This window comes from Vibrio sp. 2134-1 (assembly GCF_033339495.1).
In genome coordinates, this window is the sequence record NZ_JAWOUS010000002.1 from 92,510 (window position 1) to 119,507 (window position 26,998).

Below are 26,998 nucleotides of genomic sequence, written 5' to 3' on the forward strand. Positions count from 1 at the left end.
AATCATGGAAAGAGACTGCATGGAATTTGATGTTCTGATTGTAGGCGCAGGTCCCGCAGGCTTGTCTGCGGCATGCCGAATCAAACAATTAGCAGCAGAAAAAAAACAAGAGCTCTCTGTTTGCGTGGTAGAAAAAGGTTCTGAAGTTGGAGCGCATATTTTATCGGGTGCGGTGTTTGAAACGCGGAGTTTGGATGAGCTTTTTCCCGACTGGGAAGAGAAAGGCGCTCCGCTCAATACCAAAGTAAACCAAGATAAAACCTACTATCTAGGCAATGACATCAATGGTCATGAACTGCCTTCTTGGGCGGTGCCTAATACGTTACATAACAAAGGTAATTACATCATAAGTTTGGGCAGTCTATGCCGATGGATGGCGTTGCAGGCTGAGAACTTGGGGGTGGAGGTCTACCCAGGTTTTACCGCCAGTCAAGCGATCATCGATGAAGATAGTCGTGTTTGTGGCGTGATCACGGGCGATATGGGATTAGATAAAAATGGTGAACAAAAAGGAAATTTCGAACCTGGTATTGAACTACGAGCGAAGTTTACTTTATTTGCTGAAGGCGCACGGGGGCATATTGGTAAGCAGTTGATTAACCGATTTAATCTTGCTGAAGAGAAAACGCCTCAACACTACGCTATCGGTTTTAAAGAGCTGTGGGAAATCCCATCAGAGCAGCATCAGCAAGGTTTAGTAGTGCACGGATTAGGTTGGCCGTTATCAAATGAAGCTACAGGTGGCAGTTATCTCTACCATTTAGAGGGAAACCAAGTTGCCGTCGGGTTGATTGTTGACTTGAATTATAAGAATCCGCACTTGAGTCCATTTGATGAGTTTCAACGTTTTAAACACCACCCGTTGATTGAGCAATACCTCAAAAATGGGAAGCGTATTAGCTATGGCGCGAGAGCGATCACCAAGGGCGGCTTTCATTCGCTTCCCACGCAGCAGTTTGCTGGTGGCTTGTTAATTGGCTGTGATGCAGGAACACTTAACGGCGCTAAAATCAAAGGCACACACACCGCAATGAAATCTGGCATGCTTGCCGCTGAAGCAGTATGTGAAGCCCTTGAGAGTCAGTCAGTTACTGCTGATTATCAAAAGCATTTCAAACAGTCTTGGCTGTATGAAGAGCTTTATCAAGCACGTAACTTCTCAAGTGGTATTCACCGCTTTGGATCGTGGCTGGGCGGTGGTTTAGCGCTGCTGGAACATAACGTATTAAAAGGCAAAGCTAAGTGGCATATCCGCTGTGATAAGCCTGATCATCAGTCTCTGTTATTGGCGGAAAACAGCAATGAAATTGTCTATCCGAAGCCTGATGGCGTGTTAAGTTTCGATCGCCTCTCTTCTGTTTATCTATCCAATATCTTCCATGAGGAAGATCAACCATGCCACTTACGACTGGAGAACCAGCGGATTCCTATTGAGCAGAACCTTGAATTATATGCAGAGCCAGCACAGCGCTATTGTCCGGCTGGCGTGTATGAAATCGTACAGGGGGAGCAGCAGCCAGAGCTGCAAATAAATGCGGCCAACTGTATCCACTGTAAGACCTGCGACATCAAAGATCCAAGTCAAAATATTACCTGGACTCCACCAGAAGGTGGTGGTGGTCCGAACTATCCAAATATGTAAGCGTTTGAGAATAATTTTTATTAACAATTTATTTACTTAAAGTTTGCGTTAGTTCAAATCTTTCTCGATGAACTCGATTGCAACTTAATCTTTCAGGCACTATTCTGATTTTAAATTGACGTTTACGTAAACTGAATACAAAGTTGATGCATAGGTGTAAAAGCGGTTACCAGTATCAAAGTTAGGTTTGATCAAAATAGTGCTCAATGGAACGCACTTAAAATAACGAAAGGGAGATCAACTATGGTATCGGAATCGCCTCTGTTGCAGGTAAACGATATTTCATTGGCTTTTGGTGGGGTGAAAGCTTTAACTGACGTGAGCTTCCATGTGAATGAAAAGGAAATTTTTTCAATCATTGGTCCAAACGGTGCAGGTAAAACCTCAATGCTCAATTGCATCTCTGGTCGATACACACCAAACAAAGGCTCTGTAATCTTCGCTGGAGATGACGTAACTAAACGTACACCAAGCCAACGAGCTGAGTTAGGGCTGGGAAGAACCTTCCAAAACTTAGCGCTCTTTTCTCATATGTCGGTACTGGACAACATCATGGTTGGCCGACACCACCTACTGAAAAATAACTTCGTCACGGGGCCACTCTATTGGTTCTCCAATGCGCAGAAAGAAGAGATGGCGCACCGCAAATATGTGGAAGACGTGATCGATTTTCTAGAAATCCAGCACATCCGAAAAGCGACTGCAGGCACCCTATCTTACGGCTTACGTAAGCGTGTAGAGCTTGCTCGTGCCATTGCCTTAAAACCTAAGTTACTGCTGCTTGATGAACCAATGGCAGGTATGAACTTGGAAGAAAAGGAAGACATGGCACGTTACATCATGGATCTGAATGAAGAATTAGATATCACGATCATCATGATTGAGCACGACATGGGCGTGGTCATGGACATCTCTAATCGCGTTTTGGTTTTGGATTTCGGGAAACACATTGCTACGGGTGAGCCTGAAGAAGTGATGGCCAACCCACATGTGAAGCAAGCGTACTTAGGCGAAGAGCTACCGACATTAGAGGAGAGTGCATAATGGCACAGCAACATAATGATTGGGCAGATATAACCCGCTTAGATACCTTTCCAAAAGTGTTGCAACACAATGCCAAGAACTGGCCCGAACAAGTCGCAATGCGTGAAAAGGAGTTTGGTATATGGCGAGAGTTCACTTGGAAGGATTATGAAAACCGCGTCAAGTGGATGGCACTGGCACTACGAGATTTGGGTATTGGTGAGCAAGATGTCGTTGGTTTGCTAGGTGATAACCGCCCTGAATGGGTATGGGGCGAGTTAGCGGCACATGCGATCAAAGGTTTCTCGCTGGGCATCTATCAAGATTCTATGCACGAAGAGGTGGCGTACCTTATCAACTATGCAAAAGCAAAAGTCGTGATTGCCGAAGATGAAGAGCAATGCGACAAGCTGCTTGAGCTTGGTGATGAAATTCCTAGCGTTGAATACATTATTTACTGCGATCCTCGTGGAATGCGTAAATACGATGATCCAAGATTAATTGATGTTGAACAGGTCTACAAAAAAGGTCAGCTGATTGATAAAGCGGACCCAGACAAATATCTCAATATGGTTGTTGAAACCAAAGGCAGCGATCTTTCAATTCTTTGTACTACGTCGGGTACGACTTCTAAACCAAAATTGGCTCAGCTACACAGTGGCACGTTCTTGGATCACTGTGCGGCTTACTTGCGTGCAGACCCTCGTTCCCCAGGCGACAACTACGTTTCTGTTCTGCCTTTGCCTTGGATTATGGAGCAGGTTTACGTGGTTGGTCAGGCGTTGATTTCTCGTCAAATCGTTAACTTTGTGGAAGAACAAGAAACCATGATGTCCGACTTGCGTGAAATCGGTCCAAACTTTGTGCTGTTAGCGCCACGTGTGTGGGAAAACATTGTGGCAGACGTGTCTGCACGAATGATGGATTCGACACCGTTTAAGCAAAAGATGTACAAACTGGGCATGAGCTTAGCCAACAAAGCGCTGGAGCAGGGTAAACGCTCTAAGTTGGCTGAATGGATTCTTCTGCGTGCTCTGCGTGACCGTTTAGGGTTTTCGAACCTGACATCTGCGGCAACCGGCGGTGCGGCGATGGGACCGGATACTTTCCGTTACCTACAAGCTATTGGTGTGCCACTTAAGCAGCTTTATGGTCAGACCGAAATGTGTGGCGCATACACCGTGCACCAAGCGGATGATGTGGATTACGATTCCGTTGGTGTTGCGTTTGATAATGCAGAAGTGAAAGTCATCAACCCGGACAGCAATGGCGTTGGTGAAATCATCGCGAAAAGTACAGGCATGTTTACTGGCTACTTAAACAACCAAGCAGCATATGATGAAGATGTTCAAGATGGTTGGATGCACACAGGCGATGCGGGCTATTTTAAAGATTCCGGTCACTTGGTGGTGATTGATCGTCTGAAAGATATGTCGGAAACCAGCCATGGCGACCGTTATTCGCCACAGTTTATCGAAAACAAACTCAAGTTCTCGCCGTTTATTGCAGAAGCCGTGGTGGTAGGTAAAGGTCGACCTTGGCTGTCTGCCATCATCTGTATTCGCTATGCGATCGTCGCGAAGTGGGCAGAGCAACGCGGCTTGGCATTTACCAACTACACCAACTTATCTGCTCAACCAGAAGTGTACCAAGCGATTCGTGAAGAAGTTCAAAAAGTGAACGAATCCCTACCGGATGCACAGAAGATCAGCAAATTCATTCTACTTTACAAAGAGCTGGATGCCGACGATGGAGAGCTAACTCGCACACGTAAAGTACGCCGTGGTGTGGTTGCAGAGAAATACGGAGACATCATCGAAACCATCTACAGCGACGATCCAAAAGTCGATGTCGATACAGTGATCACTTATCAAGATGGCACCAAAACACGCATTCAAACGTCGCTAGTTATTGAAACGCTTATTGAGCATGAGCCAACACTAGTGGATAGCGAACAACGGAGGATCGCATAGTGAATACGGATTTATTACTGCAACTCGTCATTAATGGCGTGATCGTTGGCATGTTGTATGGCGTTGTCGCCATGTGCTTTGTATTGATCTACAAATCGACCCAGGTGGTCAACTTTGCTCAGGGGGAGTTCTTGTTGATTGGCGCATGGGTATGTTGGGCGGCATTGGTACACCTACAGTTACCGTTTTTTATCGGCTTTTTACTCACGCTCGCGTTCATGATGATTTTTGGTATCGCCGTGCAAACCATTGTGCTCAGACCGTTGATTGGTGAACCGATTATCTCTGTGATCATGGTGACTATCGGTCTATCGATGTTTTTCCAAGCGCTGATGAAGTGGATATTCGGTGTCTCTGCTGTGTCGTACCCGCAAGTGTTCGAAACCAACGTGGTAAATATCGGAGGTTTGAATGTTGAGTTTGCTTACATTCTGAGCTTGATCTTCTCAATGCTCATCATGGGCGCGTTCTACTGGTTCTTCAAATTCAGCAAAATGGGTCTGGCAATGCGCGCAACGGCATTCAACCAGCAAGTAGCCCAGAGTCTTGGCATTTCCATCAAGAAAGTGTTCGCCATCAGTTGGGCCATTTCGGCAATGGTATCTGCAACAGCAGGGATTGTTATCGGTATCGTTAACGGCGTATCTGACGCGCTATCCATTATTGGTATCAAAGTTTTCCCAGCCGTTATTTTAGGTGGCTTAGATTCGGTAGTCGGCGCAATTGTCGGTGGTATTACCATCGGGGTGCTAGAAAACTTGGCTGAGTTTTTTGATAGCCAATACCTGCAAGTGGGTAACTTATACAACATCGCACCATTCTATGTGCTGTTAATCATTCTTGCCTTCAAGCCATATGGCCTGTTTGGTACCAAAGATATTGAGCGTATTTAAGGAGAAATAACATGGCTCAACTTAGCATGCGCCCATGTGGGGATTTTCGAACCACATATAAAAGCGATACGCCAATTTTTGAAACCAAAACCATCAGAAGCCTTGCGATTGCAGGTGTCATCGCCATGCTGGCAGCACCGCTGGTCTTGGATATTTACTTCCTAAACCTGTTTATTCAGATTGCATACCTCGGTATCGCGGCATTGGGCTTAAACATTCTGGTTGGTTTTACCGGACAAATCTCGCTAGGTCACGGTGCGTTCTTTGGCTTTGGCGCCTTTGCATCGGCTTGGCTAAATAACCAGTTTAACATTCCAGTCGTGTTTGCGATTCCGCTTGCGGGTTACTTAACCATGATTGTGGGGATGCTGTTTGGTCTGCCAGCGGCTCGAATTAAAGGTTTATATCTAGCTATCGCAACGTTGGCGGCGCAGTTTATTCTAGAGGACTTCTTTGCTCGCGCAGATTGGTTCAGTGGCGGCTCATACGGTGCAAGCGCGAACCCAATTAATTTGTTTGGCTTTGAGTTTACGACCGACGAAAGCTTCTTCTACATCGCTCTGTTTGCGCTGATCTTCATGTATATGTGGGCATCAAACTTAATCCGTTCTCGTGACGGTCGCGCGTTTGTCTCAGTACGAGATCACTATCTGTCAGCAGAGATCATGGGCATCAACCTAACCAAGTATCGTCTGCTCTCATTTGGAGTGTGTGCATTCTATGCAGGCATCGGGGGCGCACTCTACGGACATTATCTAGGGTTTGTATCAGCAGAAGGCTTCACCATCATGATGTCTATCCAGTTTTTGGCCATGATCATCATTGGTGGCTTAGGCTCAGTCAAAGGTACGCTGATGGGGACGATATTTATCGTACTGCTGCCTGAAGTTTTAGAGTTTGGCGTAACGGGGCTTTCAGCGTTTGGTGATACCACCGCTTTCACTGATGGTCTGGCTTACTTCAAAGAGATGGCGATTGGTTTAGTCATCATGCTGTTCCTCATTTTCGAACCTCAAGGATTATCGCATCGCTGGCAACAGATTCGAGCATATTGGAAACACTATCCGTTCTCATATTAACGTGGAATTAAGTGGAATATACCTCAATAACAAGGACAACGAGTTATGAACAAAGGACATTTAGCGACAACGTTGGTGCTATCTTCGGCACTGTTTACTACCGCCACTTGGGCAAAAGACTCTGTATTTGTCGGGCAATTAGTCGACTTTTCTGGACCAACAGCCTATGTGAGCAAGCCCTATGGTTCTGGCGTACGAGACGCATTGCGTTGGATTAACCAAAACGGTGGCATTAACGGTACCGAGCTCGAATTTGAAACAGTAGACATGGCGTATAAAGTGCCAGTAGCGATTTCCAACTACAAACGTTGGGTGGCGCGTAAAGACATGGTTGCGCTACAAGGTTGGGGCACGGCAGATACCGAAGCACTTATTTCGTTTGTTACCAAAGACAAAGTGCCGGTGTTCTCTGCTTCTTACTCTGGTCACTTAACTGACCCAACTGGCAAAAACCCAAAAACCGCGAAACCAGCGCCTTATAATTTCTTTTATGGTGCGTCGTACTCAGATGCGTGCCGTGCGCTAGTTAAGTGGGCGAAAGAAGATTGGGAATCTAAGGGCAATCAAGGTGCGCCGAAATTTACGCACATTGGCGATAACCATCCATTCCCGAATGCGCCAAAAGAAGCGTGTGCAGAGTACGCCAAAGAACTTGGTTTTGATGTGCAAAACCCAGTCGTTGTGTCACTAAAACCAGGGGACTTCAAAGCGCAATGTTTGTCGCTGAAAGAGTCAGGCACCAACTACGGTTACATTGCTAATATCGGTAGCTCGGTTATCTCACTAGTGAAGTCTTGTAACACGGTTGGGACAGAGTTCCAGTACATGGCAAACATTTGGGGCGGCGATAAGCCAGTGCTTGAAGCAGCAGGCGATGGCCTTAAAGATTACGTTTTCCCAGGTATGACAGCGTTTTGGGGAGATGATAATGAAGGCATGAAACTGGTCCGTGAGATTTCTAAGCAGTCTGAATCAGAGCCGGGCGAATTCAGAACTCACCATTACATTCGCGGTATTTGTTCTGCGTTCTATATGAAAGAAGCAATGGAGTGGGCGAAAGACAACGGTGGTATCACAGGTGAAAACATCAAGAAGGGCATGTATGTCCATGACAACTGGGTACCACAAGGCTTAGAAGGTGTTTGTGTCCCTGCGAACTGGAAACCGGAAGATCACCGAGGCACAACAACCGTGAACGTCTTTATGGGCAACAACGATGGCGGCGCAGTTGATATTAAGAAAGTATCTCAGGTGACATTGTCACGTCGTGACGATTGGCTAGGTTACTAATCTACGACTTATTAATAACAAAGCTTACTGAAAATAAGGATGGGTGAGAGAACACTCTCACCCTAGCAAGGAGTAGCTTGATGGCTGAATTAGCAACGAATATCGAACCGGCAGAAATACTGCTTTCAGTGAACAACATTGAAGTCGTCTACGACGAAGTAATACTAGTACTTCGCGGTGTGAGTTTAGAAGTTCCAAAAGGGCAGATTGTGACCTTACTGGGCGCCAACGGTGCGGGTAAATCCACAACGTTGAAAGCCATTTCTGGTTTATTGAAAACCGAAGATGGTGAAGTGACGCGCGGCGAAATCAACTTCATGGGCGAGCGTATAGACAACAAAAACCCGGAAGAGATCGTCCGTTCGGGCATCTTCCAAGTTATGGAAGGGCGCCGAATTGTTGAAGATATGACGGTAATAGAAAATCTTCGCTTAGGCGCTTATACACGCACTGACAACGAAGTTGAACAAGACATCGAAATGGTGTTTGACTATTTCCCGCGACTCAAAGAGCGCACTGGCCTGGCGGGCTATTTGTCTGGCGGTGAGCAACAAATGTTAGCGATTGGCCGAGCATTAATGGCTCGACCGAAGATGATTTTGTTGGACGAACCGTCTATGGGGCTTTCTCCACTGCTAGTTAAAGAAGTATTCAGCATTATTAACAAGATCAACAAAGAGCAAGGTATTACCATGCTTTTGGTTGAGCAGAATGCCAACTTCGCTCTTCAAGCGGCCGATTACGGTTACATCATGGAATCAGGCAAAATCGTACTAGATGGCAGCAAGCACGAATTGCTAAACAATGAAGACGTAAAAGAATTCTACCTTGGCGGCGGCGATGAAGATCGCAAGAGCTTTAAGAATCTGAAATCTTACAAACGTCGTAAGCGTTGGTTGTAAGGAGCAAGGATGAACGAACTATTTGATGCGAAAGAATCGTTGTCTCTACAGGCGCGAGAAGAGTCGCTGTTTCAACGTTTGCCAGCACTGATTGAGAATTCGAAAGCCAATAGCGAACATTACGCAGCGCATTTTTCTGAGTTAGATCCTACATTGGCAAACAATCGTGAAGGGCTTGCTCAGCTCCCGATTACACGTAAGTTCAATGTACCTAATCAGCAGCAACTTAAACCGCCGTTTGGTGGCTTAAATAGCGTTGCCATTGGTCAAATGGCGCGCGTATTCCAATCTCCTGGGCCGTTATATGAGGCTCAAACGGATGAGGCCGATTTCTGGCGTATGGGGCGCGCGTTTCACGCTGCTGGGTTCTGTGCGGGTGATTTAGTGCATAACACGCTCTCTTACCATTTCTCTCCTGGCGGATTTATTATGGATGGTGGCGCAAGGGCTTGTGGCTGTGCGGTATTTCCGGCTGGAGTAGGCAATACCGAAGCGCAAATAGAGGCAATTAAACAGCTTCAACCTAATGGTTACACTGGCACACCTTCTTATTTGCTGACGTTGCTACAAAAGTACCAAGAGAAATACAATGAGCTGCCTAGCTTTGAGAAAGCTCTGGTCTCTGGTGAAGCGGTTACAGCAGACATGCAACAGATGTTTGAGGAAAAAGGCATTGCAGTCTTTCAAGCCTACGCAAGTGCAGAGCTTGGTTTGATTGCTTATCAAGTGTCTGGTGAACAAGGATTAGTGATTGCAGAAGATATTATTGTTGAAATCGTTGATCCTGATGGTGTTCCTGTACAACCGGGAGAAGTCGGTGAAGTCGTTGTAACGTCGCTCGATGAGAAGTTCCCACTGATTCGCTACGCAACGGGAGATTTATCGGCATACCTAGAGACAAGTTCTGATTCTTCACGCACGAATGCACGAATTAAGGGCTGGATGGGACGAGCAGACTCCGCGGTGAAAGTAAAAGGGCTGTTTGTTTATCCGCATCAGATCCAAGAAGTCTGTCGTCGCCACGATATTAAAGGCTCCTTGAAAATTGAGCGCGATGGCTTCAACGATGCCATTACTTTCTGTTGTCATGATGTGCATGTATCAGCAGAGGACATTCAAGCAACACTCCAGTCTGTCACTAAACTGAAAGGCAATGTCCAGTTTGTACCGAACCAAGCGGAGCAGCCGTTAATCAATGATCTTCGCAGTTAACTCATTGGTGGCATAAGTGCAGTAGAAAGTGGTTGTCATAAAAAACTAACAACGTCAGACAAAAGGCTAGAAAAGGGATACCACATTGCGCTGCGTATCCCTTTATTTTTTACTACCGCAATCAGGGAGCGGGTAAATGAAACAGGCACCAATGATTAACACACAATTCTGGGATGATTTGTTTATCCGAGGCACTATGCCTTGGGATGCCCAATCGACACCTCAAGAACTCAAGGACTATCTCGACAATTCACTTCATGTAGGCCAGTCAGTGTTTATTCCTGGGTGTGGTGCCGCTTATGAACTGAGCACTTTTATTCAATATGGGCATGACGTGATCGCGATGGATTACAGCCAAGAAGCGGTAAAAATGGCGCAATCAACGTTAGGTAACTACAAAGATAAAGTCGTATTGGGTGATGTATTTAATGCCGATTTTTCTCACTCGTTTGATGTCATTTACGAGCGGGCCTTTCTCGCAGCACTACCGAGAGATATGTGGTCAGAATACTTTTCGATGGTGGATAAATTATTGCCAAGCGGAGGTTTTCTAATTGGTTTTTTCGTCATTGATGATAATTACCTATCACGCTTTCCTCCATTTTGTTTGCGAAGTGGGGAGTTGGCATCTTTTCTAGAGCCCACGTTTGAACTTGTGAAGTCCTCAGTGGTGGCAAACAGTGTTGAGGTTTTTAAAGGCAGAGAGCAATGGATGGTGTGGCAGAAACGTTAGTCGTCACTGAGACTTCTTTAGAAAGTATTCGCGGAAACTGTCTGGTTCTTTGTGAATCGCTGATACATAAGTCTTCACTCTATGCCTGATGGAATGCTCACATAGTTTGTCGGTTTGTGTGAAACATTAATTTCTCGTTGCTGGTTTAAGTTGTTGAGATATCTCTAACAGCGGTCGAGTGGTTGAGTTTATTGCCGGCACGGGTTGTGTGCTCAGAGCGTAAAGCGACAGATCAGCATCGATCCGAAAGGTAGTAGAACGTCTCTCACTGATCTGTCTATTTCATGCTTATACTATTTTAGGTTGACCATCTGATGCGGTGGCACCGCCGTCTACAGGTAGGTTTACGCCATTAATGAAAGATGCGTCATCACTTGCCAAGAAAGTCACGACAGACGCAATTTCTTCAGGTTCGGCTGCTCGGCCAAGCGCAATGCGCTCATTGAATTTATCGCGGATGTCCTGCGGCCAGCCGTTTGTCATGTTGGTTTTTACTAAACTTGGGCATACGGCGTTAATTCTTACCCCATCCGCACCATGGTCCAATGCCATCGCTCGGGTAAGGTTCACCACTGCGCCTTTACTCGCGCAATAGAATGCGGCACCCCAGTCACCACCCAAACCGGAAACGGACGCGGTATTTACCATACAACCTTTCGTTTTTAAGAGTTCAGGCAAAGCAAACTTCGCGCAATAAACAACACCATCAATGTTTACACCAGAGATCTTCTTCCAGTCTTCCACACTACCTTCAATCACGGAGCCAGGGACATGTACGCCAGCATTGTTTACTAAAATATCCAGTTTACCGAAACGGGTAACAACGTCAGAAATCAGTGCTGCGACTTTTTCTGGGTCAGAAACATCAATAGAATGCGCAGACACACGCTGTTTATCAAAGCCCTCAACGGCGTTTGCCAATTGCTCTTCATTCCAATCGGCAAGAGCGACGTTTGCGCCTTCTTCATACAAACGTTTTGCGATGGCCAAACCAATACCATTGGCAGAACCAGTGACGAGTGCGACTTTATTTTTTAATCCTCTCATGCGATTTCTCCTTCGAAACTTACAAAAACGGGATCTTGATTTTTCTCTGTGCGCGGCAACATCAGTTTGTCGTTGTCGCTGTAATCTACGGGGATAGCCACCACTGCTGGTCCTTCAACGTCCATGGCTTTATTCAATGTCGGTAGCAATTCGTGTTGACTAGTCACTGCGAAGCCTTTCGCGCCAAATGATTCGGCGTACGCCTTGAAATCAATTGGTCCAAATTTCACACCAGAGCAGCGCTGATATTTGTTGATCTCTTGCATTTCTACCATGTTGTAGGCGTTATCAACCCACACAATATGGACGATATTACAGTTCAGTCTAACCGCGGTTTCTAACTCCATGCTCGATTGCATAAAACCGCCGTCTCCTGATATCGATACCACTTTGCTACCAGGTTTTAGTAGGCTGGCACCAATGGCCCATGGTAGTGCAACGCCCATTGTTTGTTGGCCGTTAGACACCAGCATTTGGCGAGCTCGAAAACAACTTAAGTAACGAGCGATCCAGATGTGGAAGCTCCCCATATCAAGACATAGCGTGGTATCTGGTGTGATGATAGATTGCATGGCTTTAATCAGTGCCAGTGGATGAAATCCTTGCTTGTGATAGACATTGGGATAGGTTTTGATCACTTGCCGTTGCAGTGCTACCTCTTCCAGTACTGAAAGTGCCGTTGGGGAAAGGCGGGCATATTCAGAGATATAGCTGCCCATCTTGTCTAATGACTGCGCAATGTTTCCGACGATTTCAACACAAGGCTGATAATTAAGTTGGTATTCTGCCGGTTCAATATCGAGGTGAATCACTGGGTTGCGGTGGCTGTTCCAAAGCTCAGGGTCATACTCTATTGGGCTAAAGCCGATGGTGAGAATTAAATCGGCGTCCCGCAGTAAAACATCGCCAGGTTGGTTATTAAACAAACCGACACGCCCAGCAAAGTGATGATAGTAATTGATGTCTACCGTGCCGGCGGCTTGGTAAGTGCCGACAACGGGTAGCTGCGTATTTTGAAGAAATCGGGCGATAGCAGCAGCGTTTTTACTGCGGCTCGCGTGAAGGCCAAGTAAAACCACACAGCGCTTTGCTTTACTGATTCGACTGACCGCTTCTTCGATTGCTGCGATGTCTGCGCAACCAGGCTGTGTGTAAGGCGAGGGGACAATAATGTCCGTTTGGGTTTGCTCGGATAAAACATCTTGGGGGAGACTCAAAAAGCAAGCCCCAGGACGACCTGACTCTGCGATACGAAATGCGTTCGCCATGATCTCGCTTGCGGCGTCCACATGCTGCACTTCAGCACTGAACTTAGTTATAGAGCGAAAAATACTGACGGTATCCATGCTCTGGTGTGTTTGTTTTTGCTGGTCAGTTCGTTTCACCGCACCACCGATAGCAATCAGCGGATCGCCTTCGGAGTTTGCTGTTGCCACTCCCGTAACTAGATTTCCACAGCCAGGGCCTGACGTAACCATGGTGACGCCTGCTTTGCCGGTTAGTCTTCCCATAACGCCCGCCATAAATGCGCCGTTAGCTTCGTGGCGTACCGGAATCATTTGGATGTTAGTGTCTTCAATCGCATCGAACAGTCGATCGATTTTTGCACCGGGAATACCGAAAATGTACTTAATGCCGAGAGACTCTAGCTGTTGAGCGATCAACTGAGATCCATTTTTATTTGAAGGTTTGGATTGCATTTGTTGTCCTTATTATTTGCCTGACTTTGTTACTTTTCCGCCTTTTCTATGGCGGTATTTATATCTTCCGGAGCCAAATTGGCGTTGAGGAAGTCTGTCGATACCGGGGTATCAATCACTAGCCGCGAGACTTTGCCAATCTGGAGGAACCCTGACGAAATGCTGTAATCCTGAATATGACCACCTCCTTGGCGGTCATCGGTAATAAAGTGTTCGTGATAGCCGGGCACATTGATGCCAGTCGTATATTTAGGACTGCGAAAGCCGGCGACCACGCCTTGCTTATGCGTGAAGCGGAACGTTGGTTGTTCTTTGACCACTTCAAGCATTGGCCGATAAGGGCGTGTTTGTTTAGGTACGGTGCGAGTACGAACTGAATCGAAAACGCCATCAATGCGCACTGCGCAAAATAGGTTATCGCTTGGAACCATCTCGTCTATGATGCTATGGACTTCATGACGTGACATGCGCGATGTCAGTGGCAGCTCGATATCAGGCTTAAAAAAAGTCATGACAGCAAAGGGCGTTTTTTGCGCCAGGTCTGCCGGGTTTGCGGAGCCATCCGACTTGAGTTGAAAAACTTCCTTATCAAACGCAATCAACTCACCATCCAATTCATTGAACGTACCTAAACCAAAATCCCCATGTTTCAGCAGTTCTTCTATGGTTGTTGAGCCTTCGTAAACACCAGCGATCAAAGCACTCATTAACGAAGTCTGATAAATCTCACCATCTCCGGTAACGTGATGGTATTCAGAAAATTCTTTCGCTACTTCAAGCGAACAAGCACATAGAGGGTTATAAAATCCACGCATGAGTAAGACCAGTTATGCAATGAAGAGTATATTTAGATTGACTTCTACACGGTGCTAAATCCAATATAAAAAAGATTTATTTTGATATGGAAAATATATGGAATTTCGCTACCTGAAGTATTTTGTCGCGGTCGCCGAGACTCGTCACTTTACCCGAGCAGCTGAACAGTTAGGGATTGCGCAACCTCCTTTGAGTCAACAAATCAAAAAGCTAGAGCACGAGCTTGGCGTGGACTTATTTAAGCGCTTGTCTAGAGGAGTAGAACTGACCCATGCAGGGCAAGTCTTTTATACGGATGCGGTAAATATTCTTGCTGATGTGGAACGCGCTAAAGCAAAAGCCCGACAGATTGCCCGTGGTGAAAATACGCAGGTTAAAATTGGGTTCGCGACGTCAACATCAACCTGCATTAAGGTATTGGAGAGGATTGGGCGTATTCAAGAGAATGGGGTTCATTTACAGACGGCGGAACTATCAATGCCAGAGCTTGCCACTCAGTTAAAAAGCAAACAACTTGATCTCGCAATCATGCGGCTACCCTGTTACGCCAGTGAGCCTTTTGAGCACAAGGTGTTGTTTAACGACCCGTTTGTCGCGGTGATTCCGGCGGGGCACGAACTGGCAAAATATCCCTGTATCCAGATGAAACAGTTGAGAGGCCATAAAATTTTACTGTTTCCACGAGAGACGGGCCCCGCATTGTTTGATGGCATGAGCACACTTTTTGCCGACGCAGGAGTAAGGCTCGAACCACAGTTCGCAGCACCGCAACTTCGTACGACGATTGCCATGGCGCAGGCTGGGTTAGGTATCGCTCTCGTTCCGCGCTCACTGGCTGAACATCTCGATGATTCCGCGACAGTCGCCGAGATTGATGATATCCCCCTAACCAGTCGTGTTGTCGTTGCTTGGGAGGCGTCTAATCTCAATAAACAAGCGTTAAAAGTAGCCACGAACATCGGTCATGTTGAGGCTTAAAGATGAGTCATCGAACTGGCTCTGATAGCCACAGGCAAATGTGATACTCTCACTCGTTATATGCAAAGCTATGCTTTGGTTGAATAGACAAATCTTACTCAACGAATAGAACTTACTGAGGATGTACCAATGATATACGCTGCGGTCTTTGATATGGACGGGTTGCTGATTGATTCAGAACCTTTGTGGAAGGAAGCGGAAAAGCAGGTGTTTTCATCAGTTGGTGTCCAAGTGACCGAAGTGCTGTCAAAGCAGACTGCAACTATGACGACAGGTGAAGTAACAAGGTTTTGGTATGAACGTAATCCTTGGCAAGAAAAGAGCCTAGAGGAAGTAGAGAATGCTGTTGTGGATAAAGTGGAGGCATTAATAATTGAAAAAGGATGCGAATTAGAGGGTGTTACAGAAACACTCAAATTGCTTAAGGAAAAAGGGTTTAAGATAGGGTTGTCTACTAATTCACCTTATCAACTCATTCCCATCATTTTGAACAAACTCGGTATTGCCAGTTACTTTGACGCGATATCATCGTCAGACGATGTAGAGCAGGGTAAGCCAGAGCCAGATGTCTACCTTTCAACAATCAATAAACTAGGTGTAGATTCAAGTAACTGTATTGCCTTTGAAGACTCTTATTCGGGTATGCTTGCGGCAACACGAGCAAACATAAAAACAGTCGTGATACCTCAACCTGATAAGTTCTACCAAGAGTTTAATGAAGCCAGTCTAAAGCTGCAAAAGCTATCAGAGTTTAATGAAAGCCATTTGGCGAGTTTAATGGACTTGAATTTGAAAGCAACACTTGCACCAACACCGCATGAAAGTTTTTTAGAAGAAGGACTTGATTGTGAATAGCCGGTCGCTGAAAAAATACCTACTGCCAATGTTCTTATTGGTTTTACCTATAGAATCATTCGCAAAAGATACGACTATGTTGGACGAGCTCAATAATCGATTTGTTACATTTGAAAGGCGATTTGATGATTGTATCAACTCTGCTTCTCAAAGTGATATGAGTGAAAACATTGTCAGTCAGATTCAAGCGCTTAATATTGATTTTGAAATTTCGGTTGGCTATTTATACAAACAATCACTTTATTTATGCTCTGATGATGAATTCAGTGATTTAGCAAGAATTATCATGATAATTGAAACCTCCGATAATGATGGATTGCAATTATCAAAGGCAAAAGCTAGTCAAATTAGAAAGCTACTTTTTAGCAAAGTGGATTTACGTTTAGAGTCGAAGTTTCAAAGTTTACCGCAAGATAAAAAGGAAGCATTACTGAGCATTGCGAAAAAGCTTGAACCTTTTGATCTCGTAAGCATGCATGAACGACTTCAGGCAATGTAGACTTATGAAAGAATGTTTTGAGTAGATTCTTAACGCTTGGCTTTTTCATTAAGATTGAGTATTAGGTTCAACGCCTCTAGCTCTTACACAAGATCTAGAGGCATCCATTTTTTATTGACTTAAACGTGTCGAGCTAAGATTTTAACCCTGCAGCGGTCATCATGACGCGAAATAACATAGACACTAACCCTAATGCAGCGACGCTAGCGATCCAAATCCCAATCATCCATGCCCACTGGCGACACCAATTTTTGATTTTCATACTCACTCCTTATCAACTCGTTAATGGTACGCTTCGTCTTCTTTCACTTTTCCGGAGAAGACGTAGTAACTCCAAAAGGTGTAAGCCAGAATGATCGGGATGATGATCACCGCTCCAACGAGCATAAAGCGCTGACTGCTTGCAGGAGCCGCTGCTTCCCATATCGATATGCTAGGAGGAATGATATTTGGCCAGATACTGATGCCAAGCCCAGCGAATCCGAGAATCACGATCACTAACGCCATCACGAAAGGGCTGCGCTCTTTACGCTTTTTAACGGAGTCGGCAATCTTCAAACATACCAACCCAGTAATGACAGGTACGGGCAGTAAGTAGAACAAATTAGGCAGAGAAAACCATCTTTCCGCAATGGCAGGGTAAGCAAGTGGAGTCCAAGCGCTCACAATGACTAATGCGGAGATCATTGCCAGTAGTGTTTTGTTAGTGAAGCGGTACATCGTGTTTTGCAGTTCACCTTCCGTCTTCATGATGAGCCATGTGCTACCAAGCAGCGCGTACGTTGCGACTAAACCCAAACCACAAAAGATGGGAAAAGGGGTGAGCCAGTCGAGTTGGCTACCTACGAAGACGCGGTTTTCCACCGCAAAGCCTTGAATTACCGCGCCAACAACGATGCCTTGGAAAAACGTGGTTAAAATCGAGCCGACCATAAAAGAGCGATCCCAGAACTTTAAGTGGCTTTCCAATGCTTTAAAGCGAAACTCAAACGCGACGCCACGAAAGATCAAAGCAATCAACATCAACGTTAAAGGGATGGTTAGCGCTTCAATAATCACCGCGTAAGCCATCGGAAAAGCGCCAAATAGAGATGCGCCTCCAAGCACAATCCAAGTTTCGTTGCCGTCCCAAACTGGCGCGACACTGTTGACCATGACGTCTTTTTGTTTTTCATCCTTGATGAAGGGCATCAGTATTCCAATACCCAAATCGAAGCCGTCCATGATGATGTACATCAAAGTGGCAAAAACGATGATCGCGAACCAAATCACGGATAAATCAAAATGCATATTTTCTACCTTCACTTTGTGACAAATTCTAAATGCGACCTGAAACGGTCGTCATGTCGTGCTCATCGTGTTCGATTGCATCGGGGCCTTTCTTGATTTGGTGGATCATGTAGTAATAACCAAAACCAAATACCAAGCTGTATACAACAAGGAAACACAGCAGGCTGATGCTCATTTGTAGGTCTCCGTGTGCAGAAACCGCATCACGCGTTTTTTGTACGCCATACACGACCCAAGGTTGCCGACCAACCTCTGTTGTAAACCAGCCAGCGAGTATTGCGATAAGACCAGATGGCCCCATAAACAATGAAAACTTGAGGAACCAACGCGAAGTATAAAGCGTGTTCTTTTTTCGTAACCATATGCTGTAGAAGCTCTGAAAAATCATCAGAAGTCCTAGCCCGACCATGATTCGAAATGACCAAAAGACGATAGGTGAGTTCGGTCGTTCCTCTTTCGGGAAGTCTTTCAGCGCCGGGATTGGCTCAGTTAAACTGTGGCGTAGGATCAAACTTCCTAAAACAGGAATTTCTAAGGCATAGTCTGTGCGTTCTTGTTCCATGTTTGGCATGCCGAACAATATCAATGGGGTTGGTTTGCCATCGCTGTTATCCCAATGTCCTTCGATGGCAGCGATTTTGGCGGGCTGGTGTTCCAGAGTGTTTAGCCCGTGCACATCGCCAATCACGGCTTGGAGTGGCGCAAGGAACACTAAGATCCCGAGCGACATCGAAAACATGGTTTTTACCGCAGTCGATTGATTGCCTCTCAATAAATGCCAAGCGGCTGACGCGCCTACAAAGAGTGCTGAACTGACGAAAGCCGCGACGCTCATGTGCGCCAAACGATAAGGAAATGAAGGATTGAAAACGATAGCAAACCAGTCGGTTGGCACCACACGTCCGTCGACAATTTCATAGCCTTGTGGCGTTTGCATCCAACTGTTGGAGGCGAGAATCCAGAACGTCGAAATGATCGTTCCTAACGCCACCATCGAGGTTGCAAAAAAGTGCAGCTTTTCGCCGACGCGACGCCACCCAAACAGCATTACGCCAAGAAATCCGGCTTCGAGAAAGAAAGCCGTTAACACTTCATAAGTCAGTAATGGGCCAGTGATAGAACCAGCGAAGTCGGAGAAACCACTCCAGTTGGTGCCGAATTGATAGGCCATGACAAGACCAGATACAACACCCATTCCAAAGTTAACCGCAAAAATTTTCGACCAGAAGTGATAGAGCTTTTGGTAATCGGGATTACGTGTTTTTAGCCATAAGCCTTCCAGCACGGCGAGATAGGTGGCCAAACCTATGGTGATAGCGGGGAAAATAATATGAAAGGATACCGTAAAGGCGAACTGTATCCGTGCAAGCATAAATGCGTCGAGGCCAAACATTAAACTTCCTTTGATCTTTTAAGTTTTATGAGAGAGCTATTTTAAAAGGAGCGGAATGAGGGAAGTAGGTACAGACAGTGACTATAAACCTATAACAGATTAAATATTGAAGTGTTATTATTTTGAATTCGGCTTTATGGAAGGGGATTTGCGTTTGGCGAAGTATCAAGAGTTAGTGGAACAGCTTAAAAGGCAGATAAAATCGGGGATATGGCATCCGGGTGACAAGCTGCCTTCGCTGCGTCGCCAATCTGAACACTCGGGTTTGAGCTTGATGACGGTGTTGCACGCGTATCAAATTCTGGAATCTCAAGGCTGGGTCACGTCACAGCCGCGATCTGGTTATCGAGTCGCGCCCAATATTAAGAGCTCAAATGAACCCCAAGCGCCAGCCGCGGTTTCGTGGACAGAGCAGGTAGACATCAATGAGTTTATCTTTGATGTTCTGCAGGCGAGTAAAAATCCATCCATGATCAATTTTGGCTTTGCCTATCCAGACCCAAGTTTGTACCCACGCTATCACGTGAATCGGGCGATGAGCGCAGCCGCTCGCAATATGCCGATTTCCACCACCTTTGATAACTTACCGCCGGGAAACGAACAATTACGCACCATCATCGCGAAGCGTTATGCTGCGAAAGGCATTGAAATTTCACCCGATGAAATTGTCATTACGGCAGGCGCGCTGGAGGCGTTAACGCTCAGTTTGCAAGCTTGTACAAGACCGGGAGATTGGGTGGTTGTGGAATCGCCTGCATTTTATGGTGCATTGCAATCCTTAGAGCGGTTAGGTTTGAAAGCGCTCTCAGTAAGAACAGACCCAGTCACGGGCATTGACCTAGATTCATTGGAACGAGCGCTGCAAACACACGATGTGAAAGCATGTTGGCTGATGTCGAACTTCCAAAATCCTCTGGGTTTTACGCTCACCAACGAGAAAAAACAAAAGCTGATTGAGCTGACACAGCGATATAACGTGCCAGTGATTGAAGATGATGTGTACAGCGAACTGCATCCAGGGAATGACTCGGTTTACCCACTAAGAATGTTTGATGACACGGGCAATACCATGTTGTGCTCCTCGTTTTCAAAATCATTAATAGCAGGGCTACGTATTGGTTGGGTTGCGGCGGGAAAGCGGGCGCTAGAGGTACAAAAGTTACAGTTAATGAGTACATTAGCGACGAGCGCACCAGTGCAAATGACATTGGTGCACTATTTAACAAGCCGCAATTATGAATCGCATTTGAAGCAGTTACGGAAAAAGCTGTTTGAACGTAAAAGTAAGATGACGGTTCTGCTTAGTGAGCTGTTACCTGAAGCAGTCAAAGTGTTAAGCCAAAGCGGTGGGTACTTTATTTGGTTAGAGCTCCCCAAGCATATTGATGCCTTGCCGATATATCGAGAAGCACTAAAAGGTAATATCAGCATCGCACCGGGAAAGATGTTCAGCCTGACAGAACAATACGATCACTGTATTCGTCTTAACGCTTCTTTTGAGCTCAATGACAAATACGTTCATGCTCTCAATCTGCTTGCCAACATTATTCGCGATCATTTGGCGAAATAGCGACTTTCTTCAGTTTTTTGGTTTAATGGAGCGCGCCGGATTTCCAACGACTCGATCGCCCGGCGCAACGTCTTTGGTTACGACAGAACCAGCGCCGACGATGGCCTCATCGCCAATGGTCACGCCTGGCAGTATGATAGCGCCCCCACCAATCCAAACGTTATTGCCGATTTTTACCGGTTTGGCGATCTCATCTCCGGCTAAGCGTCTTTGTGTATCGAGTGAATGAGCGGCTGTGTAAATTTGCACTCTAGGCCCAATCATGACGTTCGCGCCAACCTCAACCTGCCCATTGTCCAGAATAATGGCATCCCAGTTGATGTAGGTGTTTTCTCCGATGGACAAGTGACAACCGTAGGTAAGTTGTAGCGGTGGCTCTATACAGGCGCTGTTTTTTAATTGGACGCCCATTTCCGCCAATAGTTGTCTACGGATATCTGGGTTTGGCTCTTGGTTAAATTGGAAGACAAGCTGAGCGGTTTTGGCGCGCATTAGCTTTAGTTCTTCATCCAGACAATTATAGGTTTCTCCAGAGCGCATCCGAGTCAGTTCTGACATGACAATCATTCCATCAATGTTATTTGCAATAAGGTGCATAATAAGTGAGAGTGATTCGAAGTGAAAATTTGATGCTTAAAAATCAGAAAGTTATCACTGATTTGCCTTGCGTCTCAAGTTGGTTGATTGGCTCGTTTAGTTCACAAAGACGTACTCCCTAAATGGCTTAATCGGTTGAAGCCAAAGTGGGAAACCACTCGAAGCGTTTTACGTAGATTACTATATAGTTAATAAGAAGAACTTAATTGAGCCGCTTGCGCTATCGATTGGGCTAAAAATATAAGACTTATGCGCTCTGGCTTGCTGGCAACGATGAATCAAGAGTGAGCACTTTATGTTCGAACGGGTCATTTCATTTTTAGAAACAACACTGTTTACCTTTAACGAACAACCTATCACGTTGTGGGCGATATTGATGGTGCCGACATGGGTCATTGTCGCTTTATGGTTATCCAAAATTTTGATCAAAACCGTTACGTCAAGAATGTCTTCATCGGGGAAAGACCCAAACGTCATTCATTTGGTTAAACGGATATTATTTGTCATCGCTCTCGCCATTATTTTTATGACCACACTTTCGATGATCAATGTGCCAATTACCGCGTTTGCCTTTCTGTCTGGTGCCATCGCTATCGGCTTCGGTTTTGGTGCGCAAAACATCATTAACAACTTCATAAGTGGCTGGATTTTGATTGGTGAAAAGCCAATCCGAATTGGGGACTTTTTAGAGGTTGAGGGCGCCAAAGGCACTGTCGAGCAAATAAATACACGTTCAACGCGAATCAGGCGAACCGATGGCGTTCACATGCTCATTCCCAACAGTCAATTGATTGAGAACGTGGTGATCAACTGGACGTTATGCGACAGATTAGTTCGTGGCTCGGTCGTTGTCGGTGTCGCGTATGGGAGCGATGTCAAACAGGTTGCTGCCTTAATGGCGGAAGTGACTTCGCAGCAAGCGCAAGTTCTGAGTTCGCCAGCGCCAGATGTGTTTTTTCAAGACTTTGGTGACAATGCTTTGATCTTCGAATCTTATTTTTGGATTAACTCAACGGTTGAGGGCGGTATTCGCTCGGTCGCAAGTGCCATGCGTTTTGAAATCTACGAAGCTTTCGAAAAACACGGCATTGAAATAGCGTTTCCACAACGAGATGTGCACATTGATGGGCAAATCAAGTTGTCTAGGGAGAGAAACGGATAGGGCGATAAGCGGTATTGGTGTTCTTATCTTGGTGTCGAGTAACCATAGCGAGGCGGTCACAACACGGATTCACCTCGCTAGAAACCAGTTTGAAGGCGTTATTGGTTGTCCCACATGACTTCGCATTCTTCTTTGATTGCTGATTTTAGCAACTCAATCAGTGGAAACGCTCTGCGTCCTAGGCTTACCGCGGGCTCTGCTTGTTCTTCCTCTTCGTCTACATCAGTATGGAGATTTTCTTCAGCTGCATTTTTCGCAGATAGAGCAGAAGTTAATCTTGATAGCGCGTCAGGAACATCTTGAGCGGAAATTGATCCCGGCACCGTGCCGCTGTGACCCATCATTTTGAGCATATCTAATGCAATATCACCAAACATTGTGACGTTTGAGTGGCTTCGACAACGAAATGTTATGAGCATTTACCTGATCCTGTTTTATACGTTCGCTTTGAAACTAAATTGTAGCTGAAATCAGGCACTAATTAATGTGATGAAGACCGTTGAGCGTTAAGGTTTTTATGAGTAACAATAAAAAACGGGCACGTACGTCTGCATGCCCGATGAAATACATTACCTGATTGGTTGTTGATGATTTACAAGCTATACGGATCGCCCAGAGCCAATGCGACCCTAGAAGCAGGAGACTTTCCTAACACACGGCAAATTTGCCAACTCGCTTCATTGATGACGCCAAGGTCAACGTCTGTTTCAATCCCAAGTTGCTCACACAGATAAAGTACATCTTCCGTTGCAACATTGCCACTGGCTCCTTTCGCGTAAGGGCAGCCGCCGAGCCCCGCTACTGCGCTATCAATGGTGTTGATGCCCATTAACAAGGCTTGGTAGATATTGGCTAATGCTTGTCCATAAGTGTCATGAAAATGTACTGCGAGCGCGTCTTTTGGCAGTAGCGTTAACAACGAATCCAGCATGGCGATAACGCGATTAGGCGTTGCTTTACCGACAGTATCACCGAGCGAAATCTCATAACATCCCATATCAAACAACGTATTGGCGACCTTGGTAGTTTGCTCTGGCTTGATTACTCCCTCATATGGACACACCATGGTACAAGACAAGTACCCGCGTACAGGAATGTTGTGCTGGTTCGCCAATTCGATAACGGGTTCAAATCGAGCGAGACTTTCGGTAATGCTGCAGTTGATGTTCTTCTGGCTGAACGTTTCTGAAGCGGAGCCAAACACCGCAATTCGCTTTACACCGCTTTCCAGCGCACGTTCTAACCCTGCGAGATTTGGTGTGAGCGCGCTATAAACCACGTCAGGCTTTTTTGAGATACCAGCAAACACCTGATCGGAATCGGCCATTTGAGGCACCCACCTTGGAGAGACGAAAGATCCCGCCTCAATATGCTTTAAGCCACTGCTGCTTAGTTGGTTAATCAAACGGATTTTATCAACCAGCGTCACTGCCGTTTCATTTTGCAGACCATCACGAGCGCCGACTTCGACGATATTAACCTTCGCTGGTAGCATATTCGCGCTCCTTATCTTCACAGACATTATCGGGTGCAGAAATTAAATGCAGTAGGATGGAACCATGCTGTACTTGGTCTCCATGTTGATAAAACACTTCATCAACGGTTGCTGCTACCGGAGCGGTAATGGTGTATTCCATTTTCATTGCTTCGAGTACCAAAAGCGGATCGCCCGCCGCCACTTCGTCACCTTTAGCCACCATAACTGCTGAAATTATGCCGTTGAGTGGTGCGGTTGGACTTAGTTCATCATCTACATCTTTTGCAGAGTCAAAGTTAGGTTGATGAGCGAACGTGCGCTGCTGACAAAGATAAAATAGTGTTGTTCTTTGTTCATCGCTAAGTGCATTAAAGGTGTAACGCACATTATCAATATCGACGATAAACTGGTTGTCACTTTCAAGCAGGATGACCTGATGCAGATCCTCGCCGCATCGGACAGTGAAGTGAGATCCTGTATCTTGCGATGATTGTTGCAAACGTACTTGATGGTTGGCATTGGCATCCGTGAAGTTAAATCGGTAAACGTTGTCAACCGACAGTCTAAAACCTCGTTTGGTTGGCGCGGGTAACGTTGAGCTGTCTGATTTTGAAATCAGATCATTCCAGCGAGCAACCGCCGCCAATGTAAGCCAGATTGAATCCGACACGTCTTGCTGCTCATTTATGCCTTGTTGATGTGTGACGAGGAAACCTGTATCAAGCTCAACCTCTGCAAAGGCTGGCAGCGAAATAATGCTGTGCAGATAACCAATGTTTGTCGTTACGCCACGTACGTGATATTGAGTTAACGCCTGCTTAAGCTGCTTTAGAGCGATATCACGAGTTTGCCCCCAGACGATCAGTTTGCTGATCATCGGATCGTAGTATTCGCTAATGGTATCGCCTTGGGTAACACCGCTATCAACACGCACACAAGCTAGTCGAACATTGCTGTCTGAGATGGGTTCTTGTAAATAATCAATGCGTCCAGTCGACGGCATAAAGTCGTTGTCGGCATCTTCGGCGTAAATTCGCAGCTCGATTGAGTGTCCGTTATGGGTGATTTCGGATTGCGAGATCGGTAAATGCTCGCCAGCCGCAACTTTGAATTGCCATTCAACCAAATCAACGCCGGTGATCAATTCAGTGACAGGATGTTCAACTTGCAGACGGGTATTCATCTCCATGAAGTAGAATTGACCGCGGCTATCGAGTAAGAATTCAACCGTACCAGCGCCAACATAATCGATCGCTTGCGCGGCCTGAACCGCGGCTTCACCCATTTGTTTTCGCAGTTCATCACTAAGACCGGGAGCTGGTGCTTCTTCGACTACTTTTTGGTGACGACGTTGAATGGAGCAATCGCGATCAGATAGATAAACGCAGTTGCCATGTTGGTCAGCAAATACCTGAACTTCAACGTGGCGCGGTTGCAATATGCATTTTTCGACAAGAAGCTGCTTATCGCCAAAGCTTGAAAGTGCTTCACGCTGCGCACCGTCGATGGCCAGCGGCATTTCGGCTTCGCTGTTGACCACTCGCATGCCTTTACCGCCGCCCCCTTGGGTTGCTTTAAGCATCACTGGGTAACCGATTTTTTCCGCTTCCGCTAATAAGTGCTCAACGCTGTTGTCTGTGCCGTGATAGCCCGGAACCAAAGGCACGTTTGCCTCTGACATAATGGCTTTGGCTTGCGACTTCGAGCCCATCGCTTCAATTGCGCTGGTGGAAGGGCCAATAAAAACGATGCCATTTTCACTACACGCTTTGGCTAATTTCGGGTTCTCGGAAAGAAAACCATACCCAGGGTGGATAGCATCGGCTTGCCATTTTTTCGCTGCGCCGATAATCGCATCGATATCGAGATACGACTCACTCGCCGGAGCAGGGCCGATAAATTCGGCGAAATCCGCTTGTTTAACATGTAAGCTGCTGCGATCCGCTTCGGAATAGACGGCAACCGTCTCGATAGCCATGCTTTTTGCGGTTTTAATGATTCGGCAGGCAATTTCACCGCGGTTTGCGATCAGTATTCTTTTAAACATGATTCCTCCAATGAGCGGCGCGCTTTTCAAAAAATGCACTCAGTCCTTCTTGTCCTTCACTGGACACGCGGGCGGTTGCAATGGCTTGGCTGGTGTATTCAATTAATGAGTGATCGATAGGGTGGTTGTCACAACGTAAGCAGAGTGCTTTTGCCGCCTGCATGGCTTGTGGACCGTTGTTAAGCAGGTGGTCAATGGTGCGATTGACGGCTTCACGTGGTTGAGAGTCGATCTGATGAAGAATATTCATCGATAGCGCGGTTTCGGCATCAATCAGTTCGGCGGTTAAAAAGTAACGTCGGCTTTGTCGTTGTCCAATCGCTCGGATTACGTAGGGGCCGATGGTGGCGGGTAATAAACCGAGTTTCACTTCACTCAAACAGAAGCGGCTTTCAGGCGTACCGATGGCGATATCGCAGCAGCAGATAAGCCCCAGTGCACCACCAAATGCTGCGCCGTGCACCATAGCAATGGTTGGTTTGCTAAAGGTATCCAGTTTGTGCAGGAGCTTCGCTAGTTGCTGTGCGTCTTGCAGGTTTTCACTCTCGGTTTTGGTGGCCATTGACTGCATCCAGCCAAGATCCGCACCCGCAGAAAAGTGTTTCCCTTGCGCCGTTAGTACCAATGCACGTAGAGAGTCGTCTCTCTCAAGTTTTTCCAAGGTTTCGATAAGTGAAGCAATTAATTCATCATTAAACGCGTTGTGTTTCTCTGGTCGATTGAGGCTCAACCAAGCAACGCCATTGCTGTCTTTTTCAAGCAGTAGTCCGGTCATGTGACTTCCTTTGTCTGATATTTCAGTCTGTATTTCAATGCTCGC

25 protein-coding genes are annotated in these 26,998 nt (G+C 46.1%); 14 read left to right on the forward strand and 11 right to left on the reverse strand.

Annotated elements, in window-relative coordinates; translation table 11 throughout:
- The first annotated feature begins 4 nt into the window (after positions 1-4).
- The 9 genes from R7R78_RS02810 (at position 5) to R7R78_RS02850 (ending at position 10,747) form a co-directional block, all read left to right on the forward strand.
- Complete coding sequence (locus R7R78_RS02810) at positions 5-1,642, forward strand: electron transfer flavoprotein-ubiquinone oxidoreductase (protein ID WP_064354685.1); 1,638 nt, start codon at positions 5-7, stop codon at positions 1,640-1,642.
- Positions 1,643-1,885: 243 nt separating this feature from the next.
- Complete coding sequence (locus tag R7R78_RS02815) at positions 1,886-2,686, forward strand: ABC transporter ATP-binding protein (RefSeq protein ID WP_005373297.1); 801 nt, start codon at positions 1,886-1,888, stop codon at positions 2,684-2,686.
- Positions 2,686-4,638: a long-chain fatty acid--CoA ligase gene (locus tag R7R78_RS02820; protein WP_005373296.1), complete on the forward strand. Its 1,953-nt coding sequence runs from the start codon at positions 2,686-2,688 to the stop codon at positions 4,636-4,638. The genes R7R78_RS02815 and R7R78_RS02820 overlap by 1 nt, the downstream gene beginning before the upstream one ends.
- Positions 4,638-5,531 (forward strand): branched-chain amino acid ABC transporter permease, encoded by an 894-nt coding sequence (locus R7R78_RS02825; RefSeq protein ID WP_005373295.1) that lies wholly within the window; start codon positions 4,638-4,640, stop codon positions 5,529-5,531. The genes R7R78_RS02820 and R7R78_RS02825 overlap by 1 nt, the downstream gene beginning before the upstream one ends.
- Positions 5,532-5,542: 11 nt before the next feature.
- The gene (locus R7R78_RS02830) at positions 5,543-6,610 is read left to right on the forward strand and encodes a branched-chain amino acid ABC transporter permease (RefSeq protein WP_005382737.1); all 1,068 of its coding nucleotides are present in this window, start codon (positions 5,543-5,545) and stop codon (positions 6,608-6,610) included.
- Between the two features lie 45 nt (positions 6,611-6,655).
- Positions 6,656-7,900 (forward strand): ABC transporter substrate-binding protein, encoded by a 1,245-nt coding sequence (locus R7R78_RS02835; protein ID WP_005373285.1) that lies wholly within the window; start codon positions 6,656-6,658, stop codon positions 7,898-7,900.
- 80 nt (positions 7,901-7,980) lie between these two features.
- Positions 7,981-8,802 (forward strand): ABC transporter ATP-binding protein, encoded by an 822-nt coding sequence (locus tag R7R78_RS02840; RefSeq protein ID WP_054574668.1) that lies wholly within the window; start codon positions 7,981-7,983, stop codon positions 8,800-8,802.
- A 9-nt stretch (positions 8,803-8,811) separates the two neighbouring features.
- A complete protein-coding gene (locus R7R78_RS02845) occupies positions 8,812-10,014 on the forward strand; it encodes a phenylacetate--CoA ligase family protein (RefSeq protein WP_170890151.1) in 1,203 nt (400 codons plus the stop codon).
- A 136-nt stretch (positions 10,015-10,150) separates the two neighbouring features.
- A complete protein-coding gene (locus R7R78_RS02850; RefSeq protein WP_005382731.1) occupies positions 10,151-10,747 on the forward strand; it encodes a methyltransferase domain-containing protein in 597 nt (198 codons plus the stop codon).
- Positions 10,748-11,035: 288 nt separating this feature from the next.
- Here the strand turns inward: R7R78_RS02850 and R7R78_RS02855 are convergent, their stop codons facing one another.
- From R7R78_RS02855 to budA, 3 genes are read right to left on the reverse strand one after another with little or no spacing between them, the layout of a single operon-like run.
- Complete coding sequence (locus R7R78_RS02855) at positions 11,036-11,794, reverse strand: SDR family NAD(P)-dependent oxidoreductase (RefSeq protein ID WP_017820351.1); 759 nt, start codon at positions 11,792-11,794, stop codon at positions 11,036-11,038.
- Positions 11,791-13,494 (reverse strand): acetolactate synthase AlsS, encoded by a 1,704-nt coding sequence (gene alsS / locus R7R78_RS02860; protein ID WP_213869872.1) that lies wholly within the window; start codon positions 13,492-13,494, stop codon positions 11,791-11,793. Before alsS ends, R7R78_RS02855 begins: the two co-directional genes overlap by 4 nt.
- A 29-nt stretch (positions 13,495-13,523) precedes the next feature.
- Positions 13,524-14,309: an acetolactate decarboxylase gene (gene budA, locus R7R78_RS02865; protein ID WP_017633685.1), complete on the reverse strand. Its 786-nt coding sequence runs from the start codon at positions 14,307-14,309 to the stop codon at positions 13,524-13,526.
- A gap of 97 nt (positions 14,310-14,406) precedes the next feature.
- On the opposite strand from budA, the gene R7R78_RS02870 reads away from it, so the two are divergent.
- The 3 genes from R7R78_RS02870 (at position 14,407) to R7R78_RS02880 (ending at position 16,642) form a co-directional block, all read left to right on the forward strand.
- On the forward strand, positions 14,407-15,288 hold the full coding sequence (locus tag R7R78_RS02870; RefSeq protein WP_213869871.1) for a LysR family transcriptional regulator: 882 nt from the start codon (positions 14,407-14,409) through the stop codon (positions 15,286-15,288).
- 129 nt (positions 15,289-15,417) lie between these two features.
- Positions 15,418-16,143, forward strand: a complete 726-nt coding sequence (hxpB, locus tag R7R78_RS02875; protein WP_054574664.1) for a hexitol phosphatase HxpB — start codon at positions 15,418-15,420, stop codon at positions 16,141-16,143.
- Positions 16,136-16,642, forward strand: a complete 507-nt coding sequence (locus R7R78_RS02880) for a hypothetical protein (RefSeq protein WP_054574663.1) — start codon at positions 16,136-16,138, stop codon at positions 16,640-16,642. The genes hxpB and R7R78_RS02880 overlap by 8 nt, the downstream gene beginning before the upstream one ends.
- Before the next feature lie 133 nt (positions 16,643-16,775).
- On the opposite strand, the gene R7R78_RS02885 is transcribed toward R7R78_RS02880, so the two are convergent.
- The 3 genes from R7R78_RS02885 to R7R78_RS02895 are packed head-to-tail and all read right to left on the reverse strand — an operon-like array spanning position 16,776 to position 19,325.
- Positions 16,776-16,904 (reverse strand): DUF2474 domain-containing protein, encoded by a 129-nt coding sequence (locus R7R78_RS02885; protein WP_085569103.1) that lies wholly within the window; start codon positions 16,902-16,904, stop codon positions 16,776-16,778.
- Between the two features lie 20 nt (positions 16,905-16,924).
- Positions 16,925-17,932, reverse strand: a complete 1,008-nt coding sequence (gene cydB / locus R7R78_RS02890; protein ID WP_225473003.1) for a cytochrome d ubiquinol oxidase subunit II — start codon at positions 17,930-17,932, stop codon at positions 16,925-16,927.
- 28 nt (positions 17,933-17,960) lie between these two features.
- Complete coding sequence (locus R7R78_RS02895) at positions 17,961-19,325, reverse strand: cytochrome ubiquinol oxidase subunit I (RefSeq protein WP_005373264.1); 1,365 nt, start codon at positions 19,323-19,325, stop codon at positions 17,961-17,963.
- 136 nt (positions 19,326-19,461) lie between these two features.
- Here R7R78_RS02895 and R7R78_RS02900 point away from each other — a divergent pair, with 136 nt between their 5' ends.
- On the forward strand, positions 19,462-20,895 hold the full coding sequence (locus R7R78_RS02900; RefSeq protein ID WP_318070176.1) for a PLP-dependent aminotransferase family protein: 1,434 nt from the start codon (positions 19,462-19,464) through the stop codon (positions 20,893-20,895).
- 9 nt (positions 20,896-20,904) lie between these two features.
- Here the strand turns inward: R7R78_RS02900 and R7R78_RS02905 are convergent, their stop codons facing one another.
- Entirely contained in the window at positions 20,905-21,453 is a 549-nt protein-coding gene (locus R7R78_RS02905; RefSeq protein WP_213869868.1) for a sugar O-acetyltransferase, read from the reverse strand.
- Positions 21,454-21,787: 334 nt separating this feature from the next.
- On the opposite strand from R7R78_RS02905, the gene R7R78_RS02910 reads away from it, so the two are divergent.
- Entirely contained in the window at positions 21,788-22,654 is an 867-nt protein-coding gene (locus tag R7R78_RS02910; RefSeq protein WP_005373258.1) for a mechanosensitive ion channel family protein, read from the forward strand.
- Between the two features lie 98 nt (positions 22,655-22,752).
- Here the strand turns inward: R7R78_RS02910 and R7R78_RS02915 are convergent, their stop codons facing one another.
- The 4 genes from R7R78_RS02915 to R7R78_RS02930 all read right to left on the reverse strand — a co-directional run bounded on the left by R7R78_RS02915 (position 22,753) and on the right by R7R78_RS02930 (position 26,953).
- The gene (locus tag R7R78_RS02915; RefSeq protein ID WP_025767896.1) at positions 22,753-23,073 is read right to left on the reverse strand and encodes a DUF1840 domain-containing protein; all 321 of its coding nucleotides are present in this window, start codon (positions 23,071-23,073) and stop codon (positions 22,753-22,755) included.
- A gap of 173 nt (positions 23,074-23,246) precedes the next feature.
- Complete coding sequence (locus R7R78_RS02920) at positions 23,247-24,149, reverse strand: hydroxymethylglutaryl-CoA lyase (RefSeq protein ID WP_213869867.1); 903 nt, start codon at positions 24,147-24,149, stop codon at positions 23,247-23,249.
- Positions 24,130-26,178, reverse strand: coding sequence for an acetyl/propionyl/methylcrotonyl-CoA carboxylase subunit alpha (locus tag R7R78_RS02925; protein ID WP_225473005.1), 2,049 nt, complete (start codon positions 26,176-26,178; stop codon positions 24,130-24,132). Before R7R78_RS02925 ends, R7R78_RS02920 begins: the two co-directional genes overlap by 20 nt.
- Positions 26,171-26,953, reverse strand: a complete 783-nt coding sequence (locus tag R7R78_RS02930) for an enoyl-CoA hydratase-related protein (RefSeq protein ID WP_225473007.1) — start codon at positions 26,951-26,953, stop codon at positions 26,171-26,173. The genes R7R78_RS02925 and R7R78_RS02930 overlap by 8 nt, the downstream gene beginning before the upstream one ends.
- Positions 26,954-26,998: the final 45 nt, after the last annotated feature.

Bases quoted from the DNA above. Each gene is read 5' to 3' on its own strand.
- R7R78_RS02905 (WP_213869868.1), bottom strand. From the start codon at position 21,453: ATGTCAGAACTGACTCGGATGCGCTCTGGAGAAACCTATAATTGTCTG.
- R7R78_RS02900 (WP_318070176.1), top strand. From the start codon at position 19,462: ATGGAAGGGGATTTGCGTTTGGCGAAGTATCAAGAGTTAGTGGAACAG.
- R7R78_RS02840 (WP_054574668.1), top strand. From the start codon at position 7,981: ATGGCTGAATTAGCAACGAATATCGAACCGGCAGAAATACTGCTTTCA.
- R7R78_RS02895 (WP_005373264.1), bottom strand. From the start codon at position 19,325: ATGTTTGGCCTCGACGCATTTATGCTTGCACGGATACAGTTCGCCTTT.
- R7R78_RS02885 (WP_085569103.1), bottom strand. From the start codon at position 16,904: ATGAAAATCAAAAATTGGTGTCGCCAGTGGGCATGGATGATTGGGATT.
- R7R78_RS02930 (WP_225473007.1), bottom strand. From the start codon at position 26,953: ATGACCGGACTACTGCTTGAAAAAGACAGCAATGGCGTTGCTTGGTTG.
- R7R78_RS02910 (WP_005373258.1), top strand. From the start codon at position 21,788: ATGTTCGAACGGGTCATTTCATTTTTAGAAACAACACTGTTTACCTTT.
- R7R78_RS02820 (WP_005373296.1), top strand. From the start codon at position 2,686: ATGGCACAGCAACATAATGATTGGGCAGATATAACCCGCTTAGATACC.
- R7R78_RS02925 (WP_225473005.1), bottom strand. From the start codon at position 26,178: ATGTTTAAAAGAATACTGATCGCAAACCGCGGTGAAATTGCCTGCCGA.
- budA (WP_017633685.1), bottom strand. From the start codon at position 14,309: ATGCGTGGATTTTATAACCCTCTATGTGCTTGTTCGCTTGAAGTAGCG.
- R7R78_RS02845 (WP_170890151.1), top strand. From the start codon at position 8,812: ATGAACGAACTATTTGATGCGAAAGAATCGTTGTCTCTACAGGCGCGA.
- R7R78_RS02920 (WP_213869867.1), bottom strand. From the start codon at position 24,149: ATGCTACCAGCGAAGGTTAATATCGTCGAAGTCGGCGCTCGTGATGGT.
- R7R78_RS02815 (WP_005373297.1), top strand. From the start codon at position 1,886: ATGGTATCGGAATCGCCTCTGTTGCAGGTAAACGATATTTCATTGGCT.
- R7R78_RS02830 (WP_005382737.1), top strand. From the start codon at position 5,543: ATGGCTCAACTTAGCATGCGCCCATGTGGGGATTTTCGAACCACATAT.
- R7R78_RS02870 (WP_213869871.1), top strand. From the start codon at position 14,407: ATGGAATTTCGCTACCTGAAGTATTTTGTCGCGGTCGCCGAGACTCGT.
- R7R78_RS02810 (WP_064354685.1), top strand. From the start codon at position 5: ATGGAAAGAGACTGCATGGAATTTGATGTTCTGATTGTAGGCGCAGGT.
- hxpB (WP_054574664.1), top strand. From the start codon at position 15,418: ATGATATACGCTGCGGTCTTTGATATGGACGGGTTGCTGATTGATTCA.
- R7R78_RS02850 (WP_005382731.1), top strand. From the start codon at position 10,151: ATGAAACAGGCACCAATGATTAACACACAATTCTGGGATGATTTGTTT.
- cydB (WP_225473003.1), bottom strand. From the start codon at position 17,932: ATGCATTTTGATTTATCCGTGATTTGGTTCGCGATCATCGTTTTTGCC.
- R7R78_RS02915 (WP_025767896.1), bottom strand. From the start codon at position 23,073: ATGCTCATAACATTTCGTTGTCGAAGCCACTCAAACGTCACAATGTTT.
- R7R78_RS02855 (WP_017820351.1), bottom strand. From the start codon at position 11,794: ATGAGAGGATTAAAAAATAAAGTCGCACTCGTCACTGGTTCTGCCAAT.
- R7R78_RS02835 (WP_005373285.1), top strand. From the start codon at position 6,656: ATGAACAAAGGACATTTAGCGACAACGTTGGTGCTATCTTCGGCACTG.
- alsS (WP_213869872.1), bottom strand. From the start codon at position 13,494: ATGCAATCCAAACCTTCAAATAAAAATGGATCTCAGTTGATCGCTCAA.